Consider the following 12,315-nt stretch of genomic DNA (forward strand, 5'->3'; position numbering starts at 1 on the left):
GGTGACCGATTGGTCCCTGACCCTTTCCGCGCCGGCAAAGATCAACCTCTATCTGGGGGTTCATACCGAGCGTGACGACCGCGGCTACCATAAGGTCGATTCCCTGATGGCAGCCGTCGGTCTTGTCGATACCGTGACGGTTACGCCGGCACAGGCGCTGACCGTCCAGACGATTCCGACATCCGACTTTCCCATGCAAAAGAATACGGCGTATCGTGCTGCGCTCGCTATGGCCGAGCATTATGGTCGTGAAGCCAACGTCTGCATCACGATCGAGAAGCGCATCCCGTTGTGTGCCGGCCTGGGCGGTCCTTCGACGGATGCCGCGGCGGTCATTGTCGCCTTGGCAGAGCTGTGGGGTATCGACCGTGCCGATCCCGCGCTGGACAACATCGCGCGCGGCATTGGCGCCGACGTTCCCTTCTTTTTGCATGCCAGCCCTGCATTTTGCGTGGGTGGGGGAGACGTGCTGGCAACCGAGTACCCCGCACTTCCCGCGACACCCGTCGTGCTGGTCAAGCCGCGCGAGGCAAGCGTTTCAACAATTGAAGCCTATCGACGTTTTGACGAGACCCCAGCGCCTGCGGACAAGCCCGGAGCGATCGCGTCTGCCCTTCGCTCGGGAGACGCAGAGGCGGCCTACGCGCTCGTCCACAACAACCTGGGAGTCATTTCCGCGCAGATGGAGCCGCGGATTCAAACGGTGCTCGACTGGCTTCGTTCACAGGACGGTATCATTGCCGCAAACGTGTGCGGTTCGGGTGCCTGCTCGTTTGCCATTTGCGATACTGCCGCCACGGCAGTTAATCTTGCGGCAGTCGCTCAACAAAACGGCTGGTGGGCTTATGCAACGGAGCTCATTTCCGACACGGTTCGCATTGAAGCGCCAAAGAAGTAAAAATTTCTCTGGCACACGACGGAAATCTTTGTTACTATAGTCGAGCTAACGGGTTGTGGCTCAGTTTGGTAGAGCACTGCGTTCGGGACGCAGGGGTCGCTGGTTCAAATCCAGTCAACCCGACCAGAGCATGAGGAGGGACCGCTTCTTGCGGTCCCTTTTTTTAGCTATTGTTGTGATACCGCGATACCCGCGGTATACTCATTCGAGCTTGTCTCGCTGTATTGTGGAGGTCTACATGTTTGGACTGAGGGCTCCTGAGCTCATCATTATTCTCGTTGTTGTCCTGATTATCTTTGGGCCTAAGAACCTGCCGAAGCTCGGTAAGTCCCTCGGCTCTACCGTCAAGAATATCCGCGAGGGTATGGAGGGCGACGATAAGGGCGAAACCAAGCAGGCCGAGGAGGTTGTGGTCGAGGAGTCCAAGGAGGACAAGGAGATCGCAGAGCTCGAGGCCAAGCTCGCTGCTGCCAAGCAAAAGAAGGCAGAGGACAGCGACGCGGACGCAGAGTAGTCCCATCCCTTTGGGGTGAGCACCTGACCGGCTTGCCCGCAGGCTAGCCGGTCTTTTTCGTTTTTGTTGACAGTTGATCGTTACATCATAGTTGGGGAGATATCCGTATGGACGCAAGCCAGATCGTACTGACCGCTGAGGGCCGCCAGAAGCTCGTCGAGGAGCTCGCTTGGCGTGAGGGCGATTACGCCAAGGAGATCGTCGAGGACATCAAGGAAGCTCGCGCGTTCGGCGACCTTTCGGAGAACTCCGAGTACGATGCCGCCAAGGACAAGCAGGCCCAGAACGCCGCTCGTATCGCCGAGATCCAGGCCATCCTTGCCAACGCTCAGATCGCTGCCAGCACGGGCGACCTGACCGTCTCCATCGGCTCGACTGTTACCCTGGTCGACCCCAACGGTGAGCTCATCGAGGTCACGCTTGTCGGTACCACCGAGACCAACTCGCTCGAGCACAAGATCTCCAACGAGTCTCCGGTCGGCCACGCCATCATTGGTCATGGCGAGGGCGACTCCGTCGAGGTTGTTACGCCTTCCGGCAAGACTCGCGTCTACACCATCGCCAAGATTGCACGCTAGACCACGGTCCCGCGTAAAGGTATGTTTTCGCTCCCTGGGACCGAATCCTGGGGAGCGTTTTAGTTTGAGGAGCTAACTATGGCAGAAAACCAGAACGCCGCCGATCAGGCATCGACGCTCAACGACGAGCGCGCCACCCGCCTGGCCAAGCGTGCCTCCCTGTTCGAGGCGGGCCAGAACCCGTATCCCGAGCACTCCGAGATTGAGGACTACGTCGCCGATATCGAGGCTAAGTACGCCGAGCTTGCCGATGGCGAGGACACCGAGGACGTCGTGAAGATCGGCGGCCGTGTGGTTGCCAAGCGCGGTCAGGGCAAGATCATGTTCATCGTCGTGCGCGACGCGACCGGCGAGATCCAGCTGTTCTGCCGCATCAACGATATGGACGAGGCCGCCTGGAACACGCTCAAGGCGCTCGACCTGGGCGATATCCTGGGCGTGACCGGCGTAGTCGTGCGCACCAAGCGTGGCCAGCTTTCCGTTGCCCCCAAGAGCGCGACGCTGCTGTCCAAGGCCGTTCGCCCGCTGCCCGAGAAGTTCCACGGTCTCTCCGACAAGGAGACCCGCTATCGCCAGCGCTATGTCGACCTGATCGCCAACGACGACGTTCGCGAGACCTTCCGTAAGCGTTCGCAGATTCTCTCCACGTTCCGCCGCTTTATGGAGTCCGATGGCTACATGGAGGTCGAGACCCCCATTCTGCAGACTATCCAGGGCGGCGCTACGGCTAAGCCGTTCATCACGCACTTCAACGCGCTCGACCAGGAGTGCTACCTGCGCATTGCTACCGAGCTGCACCTCAAGCGCTGCATCGTCGGTGGCTTTGAGCGCGTGTTCGAGATCGGCCGTATCTTCCGTAACGAGGGCATGGACCTTACTCACAACCCCGAGTTCACCACGATGGAGGCCTACCGCGCCTTCTCCGATCTCGAGGGCATGAAGGCGCTCGCTCAGGGCGTCATTAAGGCCGCTAACAAGGCTATCGGCAACCCCGAGGTTATTGAGTATCAGGGCCAGACCATCGACCTTTCTGGTGAGTGGGCCAGCCGTCCCATGACCGACATCGTCTCCGACGTGCTCGGCAAGCAGGTCACCATCGACACGCCGGTTGAGGAGCTCGCTGCCGCCGCACGCGAGAAGGGCCTGGAGATCAAGCCCGAGTGGACCGCCGGCAAGATCATCGCCGAGATCTACGATGAGCTGGGCGAGGACACCATCGTCAACCCCACCTTCGTGTGCGATTACCCCATCGAGGTTAGCCCGCTTGCCAAGCGCTTTGAGGATGACCCGCGCCTGACCCATCGCTTTGAGCTGGTCATCGCCGGCCACGAGTACGCGAACGCGTTCTCCGAGCTCAACGACCCGGTCGACCAGGCCGAGCGCTTCGCTGCCCAGATGGCCGAGAAGGCCGGCGGCGACGACGAGGCCATGGAGTACGACGAGGATTACGTGCGCGCCCTCGAGTACGGTATGCCTCCCGCGGGCGGCATTGGCATCGGTATCGACCGCGTGGTCATGCTGCTCACCAACCAGGCTTCCATCCGCGACGTGCTGCTGTTCCCGCACATGAAGCCCGAGAAGGGTTTCCAGTCCGGTGCCGCTGCTGCCAAGGCTGCCGAGGCCGGCAACACCGCGAGCCCCTTCGTCAAGCCCCTCAAGCCCACGGTCGATTATTCCAAGATTGCCGTCGAGCCGCTGTTTGAGGAGTTCGTCGACTTCGATACCTTCTCTATGAGCGACTTCCGCGCCGTGAAGGTCAAGGCATGCGAGGCCGTCAAGAAGTCCAAGAAGCTGCTGAACTTTACGCTCGATGACGGTACCGGCACTGACCGTACCATTCTCTCCGGCATCCATGAATACTATGAGCCCGAGGACCTGGTCGGCAAGACCCTGCTCGCCATCACCAACCTGCCTCCGCGCAAGATGATGGGTATCCCCAGCTGCGGCATGCTCATCAGCGCCATCCATGAGGAGGAGGGCGAGGAGCGCCTCAACCTGATTCAGCTCGACGCTTCCATCCCTGCCGGCGCAAAGATGTACTAGGGGGTTACGGCGTTTTACCAAACGCCGTAACCGCTCGACGCTGCGCGCCGCCCAGAGCGACAATTTGTCATTCAAAAGGCAAGGCATGACCAGAAGGTCTATGCCTTGCCTTTTTCATGCCAACTTGTTCGCTCTGGACGTCGCTCGCTGTCCGTCCTCTATCTGCGGCGTTGACTTGGTTGACACTTAGAACATCGATGTAGTCATTGTGGACGTTCTTAAACGACTACCCACGGCTATTGCGCGCATGGTTCGCATGACAGCCGTCTCTTTTATGTTTCCTTTAGCCGTTGCTGCCTAGGATGGGGGTTAGTCGGTAGGAAGGGAGCGTCTATATGGACGACGCGAGCGAGCGTTCAATCGAAGAGGACATGCTCGATCAGTTCAATTACTTTGATGATGAGGACGAGGAGCTGATCGACCGTCGCGAGCCAGCGCCGCTTGATTCCTTTGATCTGGTCGATGAAGAGCCCGACGAGGACGAGGGCGAATCGGCGGAGCCCTCACAGCCTTCGCGCCTTGACTCGCTGCTTTCGAGAGCCCCCATGCACCACGGTGTCCGTGCCGGCGCGCTCCATATGAAAACTGACTGGCACCAGATCGTGACGGCAGGCGATGAACTTGCCGTCGATGCGCCGCTCACCGATAAATCATCCATCATCTGCCGCACCGGTATGCTTATGCTCGCGAGCGGAACGGGTGCCTGGCGCGTGCGCGATACCATGAATCGTGTTGCTGACGTGCTCGGCGTCACCATCCATGTCGACCTGAGTCTCCTATCGTTTGAGTGCACCTGCATCGAAGATGGCCACTGCTTTAATGAGGTCGTCAGCTTGCCCACAACGGGCGTCAATACCCATCGCATTTGGATGATGGAGAGTTTCCTCAAGGAAATCGAGACCTATGGTCGTCGCTTCACGGTGCACGAGTATCACGAGATGCTCAAGACCGTTGAGAGTTCAAAACCTGATTACGCGCCTTGGCAACAGGGCCTTGCGGCGGCCTGCGCCTGTGGCGCCTTTGTCTTTTTACTTGGTGGCGGTCCTATTGAGATGGCATGCGCGTTCGTAGGCGCGGGTGTCGGCAACTTTGCCCGCTCCCATATTCTCAAGCAAGGCCTTGGTCAGTTCAGCGCGCTGACGACCGGCGTTGCGCTCGCTTGCGTTTCGTATCTGCTGGCATTGCTCGGCCTTGGCCAGGTCATACCGGGGGCAATGTCGCACCAAGAAGGCTATATCGGCGCCATGCTCTTTGTGATTCCCGGCTTTCCGCTCATTACGGCAGGCCTCGACATCGCTAAGCTCGACATGCGAAGCGGTATCGAGCGCCTTTCGTATGCCGTATCGATTATTGTGATGGCGACCCTCGTGGGTTGGATGGTTGCCGAGTGCGTGGGACTGGCGCCGGATGACTTCGCCCCGCTCGGCCTCTCACCGTTGGCTCTTACGCTCTTGCGCATACTGATGAGCTTTATCGGCGTATTTGGCTTCTCGGTTATGTTCAACAGCCCAGTAAAGATGGCAGCGGCGGCAGGGCTCATCGGCGCCGTGTCCAATACCTTGCGTCTTGCGCTCGTCGATGCGCCGACGATGCTTCCCTTCCTGGGGCTGAGTGCGGGCATGCCTCCCGAGGCGGCTGCGTTTATCGGTGCGCTGGTATCGGGGCTGCTCGCGAGCTTAGCTGAAATCAAACTCACCTATCCACGTATCGCCCTCACGGTGCCATCGATTGTCATTATGGTGCCGGGTTTGTATCTGTATCGCTCGATGTATTACATGTGCACCTTCGACACGGTCAATATGCTCGGCTGGTTTGTGCGTGCAGTGCTCATCGTGGCGTTTTTGCCCGTTGGCCTGGGTGTGGCACGTACGCTCACCGACCCTCGCTGGCGCCATACCAGCTAATTGGTGCAAGGGGGACATGTTACTTTGCACCAAATGAGTTGCGGTGAAATAGGGACTGAATTGCTGCTTAAAGGGTCAAAACAGTCCGTATTCCACCGCAACTTAGGGGGTCGGGGGATTATTGGTGCCCTGCATCTTCATAAACTCAACGCTTACGAAGCGCGGGGTTTTCGTGCTAGGCTGGTTCCACCACATAAGTAGTCGCAGACGCACGTATCACGGGCGGGCGAGATGAAGTCCCAACAGCTCCATCTTGCCCGCCCGTTTTTGTTGCGTGATGCCGCGGCGTAACACGGAAAGGACCATGCCCTTTATGCCTATCAACAAACGAGAGAGCCTGCTGTTCACCTTTATCATGTGCTTTTGCATGGTGCTCTGGATGAGCATCTACAACGTTGCCCTGCAGCACGGGGCCATCAACGGCGAGGTCGTTGCCGCTGCGTGGCTCGGCTTCCCCGTTGCCTACATTTTTGCCATGTGCTGCGACTGGTTCGTCGCCAGCCCGCTCGCCAAGGGTTTCGCCTTTAAGTACTTGGTCGCGCCGGGCAAGAGCTCGCCGCTCGCCATGACGCTCGCCGTTAGCTCCTGCATGGTCGTTCCCATGGTCATCATCATGTCGCTGTACGGTGCCTGCGAGGGTCTGACGCACATGCCCGGCGGCATCCTTGCGAACCTGTATTCCGTGCCCGCGATCTGGATGATCAACATCCCGCATAATTTTGTGATGGCGCTGCCGTGGAACCTTTTGGTAGCCGGTCCGATTTCCCACTTCGTCTTCCGTCGCGCCTTCCCTGTGGGGACGGTTTTCGAGGAGGAGCATGCCGAGCTCTTGGAGCAGGCTATGGCTCCTGAGTGCGAGTAGCTCGCTTAGGGATCTGCTGAGCGCGGGCGACTTGCTTGGTTGGAGCCCTAAGCGTGGATAGCTCTCTCGGCGACATCGCGGGCGTGAGCGGTGCGCATGACCGGAGGCCCCGTGCTGCTCCGTTGCCCGACGTGCTAGCGCGCAGAACAATCTGTTGGTGCATTCGGCGGCTGCTGAAGCGTTTCGGCAGCCGCTTTTTATACGGAGTTTAAATACAACAGTCTGTTGTATTACGTAGAGTGGTATATCTCTAGCAGAAAAAATGCGAGAGACGGAGCATTATGGCGTTGCTAGTAGGACTGGACGTAGGGTCGACGACGACCAAAGTTTACGCGATGCACGAGGATATGACCGAGGCGTGGTGGGGATATCGCCGCCACGGGGCGTGTCAGACAGCGAGCGTGCGCGCCATGCTCGGCGAGCTCGCCGAGCGCTTTCCCCATGAGTCGCTGCGCGTTGCGGTGACCGGCTCGGGTGCGCGCGATATCGCGACCGCGCTGGGCGCCTCGTACGTTCAGGAGGTGGTCGCCAACGCGCTCACGATCAGCAGGTTCTATCCGCAGACGCGCTGCGCCATCGAGCTGGGCGGCCAAGACGCCAAGATGATCTTCTTCCGCACCAACGATAAGGGAGACATCGAGGTTGCCGACATGCGCATGAACGGCTCGTGCGCAGGCGGTACCGGTGCATTTATCGACGAGATGGCAAAGCTCATGGGGGTTGGCACCGAATCGGGCGAGTTCGAGCAGCTCGCAAGCCGGGGAACGACCGTCCACGAGGTCTCGGGCCGCTGCGGCGTGTACGCAAAGACCGATATCCAGCCGCTGCTCAACGAGGGCATTCCTACCACCGACCTGGCGCTTTCGGCGCTTCACGCGGTCGCCCGCCAAACGATCGGCGGTCTGGCCCAGGGTATCGACATCGAGCCGCCGGTAATCTTCGAGGGCGGTACGCTCGCCTACAACCCCACGCTGGTCCGCGTGTTCCGGGAGCAACTGAATCTATCGGACGATCAGGTTATCGTCCCGCACGACCCGCAGATCATGGTCGCGCGCGGTGCCGCCCTGTCGCTGACCGACATGTTCGCATCGTCCCAACCGATCGACCTTCCCGACGCTTTTGTCCGGCTGGATAAGCTCGAGACGGTCGCGCCTGCAAGCGGGGAGGGACGTCTTGCCCAGCCCTTTTTTGCCACACCTGCCGAGCAGGCGGATTTTACGGCACGGCATGGCAAGGAGGCGCCGGCAAAGGGTCCGGATGCGTATGCGCCCGGAGAGACGGTGCGTGTGGCGCTCGGTATCGATTCGGGGAGCACGACGACCAAGTTCGCCCTGGTCGATAAGGCGGGTGAGCTTGTCGATTCGTTCTACGCGTCTAATAACGGCAGGCCGCTCGACGTCGCCCAACAGGGTCTTGTCAGCTTGAAGAACCGCTGGGAGACAGCGGGAGTCACGCTTGCGATTGATGCCGTGGGCACCACGGGATACGGCGAGGAGCTTTTCGCGCGCGCGTTCCACGCCGACTACCATACGGTCGAGACGGTCGCGCACGCCCGCGCCGCGTGCGCATGCGTTCCCGATGCGACCTTCGTGCTCGACATCGGCGGACAGGATATGAAGGCCATCTGGCTCAACCACGGCGTGCTGACCGATATCGTCGTCAACGAGGCGTGCTCTGCGGGCTGCGGCTCGTTCCTCGAGGGCTTTGCCAAAAACCTCGGAATAGCCGTTGAGGATATCGCGACCGAGGCATTTTCGTCCAAAGCCCCCGCCGTTCTCGGCAGCCGCTGCACGGTGTTCATGAACAGCAGCGTTGTTTCCGAGCAGCGGCGCGGTAAGGGTCCGGGCGACATCATGGCCGGTCTCTGCCGTTCGATTATCGAGAACGTGTTCACCAAGGTCATTCGCGTTTCAAATCTCAACCGTCTGGGCGACAAAGTCGTCGTCCAGGGCGGCACGTTCCGAAACGACGCGGTGCTGCGCGCATTCGAGCAGTATCTGGGCAAACCCGTCACGCGTGCGCCCCACCCGGGGCTGATGGGCGCTATCGGTATCGCCCTGCTCGCGCGCGAGGAATGCCGCAAGGGCGACGCCGGCACGTCGTTTATCGGGCTCGATGCCGTGGAGCGCTTCGAGCATCGCGAGTTCGGCGGCGTTACCTGCCGTCGGTGCAACAACCGCTGCCAGCGCGCGGTCGTGGCGTTTGGCGACGGCTCGCTTTACGTCACGGGCAATCGCTGCCCGCGCGGCGGCGCCATCTCATGGGATGAGCTCGTGCGCGAGGTTCCCGCGGCGGAGGAGCTGCGTCCGCAGGGTGCTTGCGAGGCACAGGCGCCCGGCACGGGGCGCGACCGGACCGCGGCTGCCCCCAATCTCTTTGTCGACCGCGAGAAGCTGCTGTTCGAGTCGTACCCCACGGTTCCCGTCTGCGGGGGGCGCGATGTCACGATCGGCATTCCCCGTGTGCTCGAGTTCTGGGACACCATGCCGTTCTGGTCGACGTTCTTCAGCACGCTCGGCTTTAAGGTGCGCGTCTCGGGACGCAGCACCAAGGCGATGTACGAGCGCGGTCTGGCGCACGTCACATCCGACACCGTGTGCTTCCCGGCCAAGCTCGTCCACGGGCACATCCGCAATCTCGTCGACGCCGGCGTCGACCGCATCTTCATGCCCATCATCACGACGGTGCCCACCGAAAACACCGCCGCTACCAGCAAGTGGATGTGCGCCGTCGTAAAGGGATACCCCTACGTGATGCGCAATTCCGATAACCCGGAGGAGCGTTTCGGCGTTCCGTTCGATACGCCGCTGTTCCACTGGTACGACGAGGGCGACCGAAACCGCCAGCTCAAGGCGTGGTGCAAGGAGACCTTCGATATCGATGCCGACCTGGTTGCCAAGGCGACCGAGCAGGCGGACCGCGCGCAGCAGACGTTTGAGAACCAGCTGCAGCTGCGCGGCAGGCAGGTGCTCGAGAACCTGCGCGAGGACGGCGGCTACGCGGTGGTGATCGCTTCGCGCCCGTACCACAACGACCCGCTGGTCAACCACGGGCTGCCCAAGCTCTTCTCTGAGCGCGGCATCCCCGTGCTGACGCCCGATGCGGTGCCGGGGGTCTGCAACGTCGACCTTTCCAACAGCCGCATCGACATCGTGAACAACTACCATGCGCGCATGCTGTCGTGCGCGGTCATCGTCGCATCGACGCCCGAGCTCGAGCTCGTGCAGATGGGCAGCTTCGGCTGCGGCCACGATGCGTATCTCACCGACGAGATCGCGCGCATGATGGGCGAGATGGGCTCCAAGGTTCCGATGATGATCAAGCTCGATGAGAGCGACGTCGCCGGTCCCATGGGCATTCGCGTGCGTTCGTTTATCGAGTCGGTCAACCGTCGTCGCGCGGAGGAGCGTGCCGAGGGCGCCCGGGTGCACGCGGTCCATCCGCTCGACGACCCGTATAAGGTCAAGTACACCAAGCGCGACCGGCACGACAAGATCGCGCTGGTCCCCAACACCTCCCATGCGTTCTGCAGGCTCATGACCGCGGCGATGCGCAATCAGGGCGTGCGCGCCGAGGCCCTTGATATCGGGCGCGAGGATGCCATCCGCCTGGGCAAACGCTATGTGCACAACGACATCTGCTTCCCCGCGCAAATCGTGATCGGCGAGGCGCTCGCGGCACTCAAGAGCGGTAAGTACGACCCGCACGACGTCGCCGTGGTGACTGGCAAGTATATCGGCGACTGCCGCCTGACGCACTACATGCCCCTGCTGCGCCGCGCGCTCGACGACGCGGGGTACGACTATGTCCCGGTGCTCACCAACGACGACGTCGATGCCCACAATGCGCATCCGGGCTTCAAGCTCGGCCTTGGCCCGAGCATCCAGATCGCCTACGGTCTTCCCATGATCGATGCCCTCGAGGCCATGCTTAGGCGCATCCGTCCCTACGAGCTCGAGAAGGGCGCGGCGGACGCTGCGTTCGACCGCGCGCTCGATGAGGTTATCGAGGGCATGGAGCGCTCCGGGCTGAGAGGCCAGGCGACGGGCTTCAAACGCGCGCTTGCGATCATGGACGCCGTTCCGTACGACCGCTCGAACCCGCATCCGACCGTTCTCATCGTGGGTGAGTACCTGCTCAATTTCCATCTCGGCGCCAACCACGAGATCGAGCGCTACCTCGAGGACAACGGGCTCGAGGTCATCGAGGCGCGCATGACCGACGTGATCCGCAAGACCTATTTCTACAAGCATGCGCAGTCGCGCGAGTTCCACGTCGACCTGTCGCTGCCCGAAAAGGCCTGGTACGCCACGGCGGACAACCTGTTCGAGCTCGCGCACGACCGTTGCGACCGCCTGGGCGCGGCGAGCCCGCTCTACGAGCCGCCGACGCGCATGCCCGAGCTCGTGCGCGCGAGCGATAAGATCCTGCACCATACGTTCGATGCGGGCGAGGGCGTGCTGATTCCGGCGGAGATCCTCGAGCACGCCAAGCGCGGCTGCCGCAACTTCGTGATCCTGCAGCCGTTCGGGTGTCTGCCCAACCATGTCGTGGGGCGCGGGCTCATCCATGCGCTCAAGGAGCAGTATCCCACGGCGCAGTTCCTGCCGCTCGACTACGATCCCGACGTGAGCTTCGCCAACGTGGAGAACCGTCTTCAGATGCTCATCATGAACGCCAAGGCGCAGGGGCGCGGTGAGGCGCATGGCGAGACCGCGTAAGGACGCCGATGCGCCCGATGCACGCACCCGTATCATCGAGGCGTTTTGGGAGCTCATCGAGAACAACAGCATCTTCGAGCTGTCGGTTGGCGAGGTGACCCGCGCCGCCCAGTGCAATCGCGGAACGTTTTACTACTATTTTCACGATTTCGATGAACTCGTCGCCATCGCCATAGCCCAGCTGCTGCAGGATAACGAGCTCATCACCGATGCCCTCTGGCATTTTTCGAGCGGGGGCGACCTTTCGGCGTTCGACCGGCGCGACGTCCGCTGCCTGCTGCGGCGCATCGTCATCACCATGAGGGCGGGTGCCGCCGAGCAGGTCGTGCAGGGCATCCATACGATCATCATCGACCGCGTGAGAGAGATCGTCCACCCCGACGGAGAAGAGCTCAAGGCAGATTCGAGCTTTGCGGTGGGCTTTCTGGTCTCGGGCATCATGAGCTTTGTGATGGCGGTCGGCTTTGCCCGGGAGGGCGGCGAGGAGATACACCTCGAGCAACTGGGGGACAGCGCGTGCGCGTACCTGAGGGCGGTCGCCATGCAGACGGTGGAAACGGTCGCGCAAGTCGAGGGCGTCGATACATCCGAGCTGCTCGAACGCGTCTCCAAGGAGGCCGATGCCTATCGCGCATCGCGTGCGACGAGTCCCGACGTGGTGAAAGACGCCTAGGGTTTCTCTTGCAGGGCGCCCGTCACGCATCGCGCGGTGAGTCCCGCGATGCGGTCATAACCTGCATTCATGTGAGCCGGGTTTATAGATATTCCTCCAGCTGTTAACATAGACAACCTGTG

The 12,315-nt window shown here is 61.2% G+C and carries 8 protein-coding genes and 1 tRNA gene; all 9 read left to right on the forward strand.

Features of this window, described 5'->3' with window-relative positions:
• Nucleotide 1: 1 nt before the first annotated feature.
• The 9 genes from ispE to PGW49_RS05335 all read left to right on the forward strand — a co-directional run bounded on the left by ispE (nucleotide 2) and on the right by PGW49_RS05335 (nucleotide 12,193).
• Complete coding sequence (gene ispE / locus PGW49_RS05295; protein WP_270225810.1) at nucleotides 2-898, forward strand: 4-(cytidine 5'-diphospho)-2-C-methyl-D-erythritol kinase; 897 nt, start codon at nucleotides 2-4, stop codon at nucleotides 896-898.
• Between the two features lie 49 nt (nucleotides 899-947).
• A tRNA-Pro gene (locus PGW49_RS05300) sits at nucleotides 948-1,024 on the forward strand.
• A 112-nt stretch (nucleotides 1,025-1,136) separates the two neighbouring features.
• Nucleotides 1,137-1,412 carry a twin-arginine translocase TatA/TatE family subunit gene (gene tatA / locus PGW49_RS05305; RefSeq protein WP_195444097.1) on the forward strand — a complete coding sequence of 92 codons (276 nt, stop codon included), beginning with the start codon at nucleotides 1,137-1,139 and terminating at the stop codon, nucleotides 1,410-1,412.
• Nucleotides 1,413-1,519: 107 nt separating this feature from the next.
• Nucleotides 1,520-1,990 carry a transcription elongation factor GreA gene (gene greA, locus PGW49_RS05310; RefSeq protein ID WP_117820769.1) on the forward strand — a complete coding sequence of 157 codons (471 nt, stop codon included), beginning with the start codon at nucleotides 1,520-1,522 and terminating at the stop codon, nucleotides 1,988-1,990.
• A 78-nt stretch (nucleotides 1,991-2,068) separates the two neighbouring features.
• Entirely contained in the window at nucleotides 2,069-4,033 is a 1,965-nt protein-coding gene (lysS, locus tag PGW49_RS05315) for a lysine--tRNA ligase (protein WP_270225811.1), read from the forward strand.
• A gap of 335 nt (nucleotides 4,034-4,368) precedes the next feature.
• On the forward strand, nucleotides 4,369-5,937 hold the full coding sequence (locus PGW49_RS05320) for a threonine/serine exporter family protein (RefSeq protein ID WP_270225812.1): 1,569 nt from the start codon (nucleotides 4,369-4,371) through the stop codon (nucleotides 5,935-5,937).
• A 313-nt stretch (nucleotides 5,938-6,250) separates the two neighbouring features.
• Entirely contained in the window at nucleotides 6,251-6,799 is a 549-nt protein-coding gene (locus PGW49_RS05325; protein WP_270225813.1) for a DUF2798 domain-containing protein, read from the forward strand.
• A gap of 281 nt (nucleotides 6,800-7,080) precedes the next feature.
• Entirely contained in the window at nucleotides 7,081-11,520 is a 4,440-nt protein-coding gene (locus PGW49_RS05330; RefSeq protein ID WP_270225814.1) for an acyl-CoA dehydratase activase, read from the forward strand.
• Nucleotides 11,504-12,193, forward strand: coding sequence for a TetR/AcrR family transcriptional regulator (locus PGW49_RS05335; protein ID WP_270225815.1), 690 nt, complete (start codon nucleotides 11,504-11,506; stop codon nucleotides 12,191-12,193). Before PGW49_RS05330 ends, PGW49_RS05335 begins: the two co-directional genes overlap by 17 nt.
• The last annotated feature ends 122 nt before the right edge of the window (nucleotides 12,194-12,315 follow it).

Origin of the sequence: Collinsella aerofaciens (assembly GCF_027679495.1) — a bacterium.
In the GTDB taxonomy this organism is placed as follows: Bacteria; Actinomycetota; Coriobacteriia; order Coriobacteriales; family Coriobacteriaceae; genus Collinsella; species Collinsella aerofaciens_AK.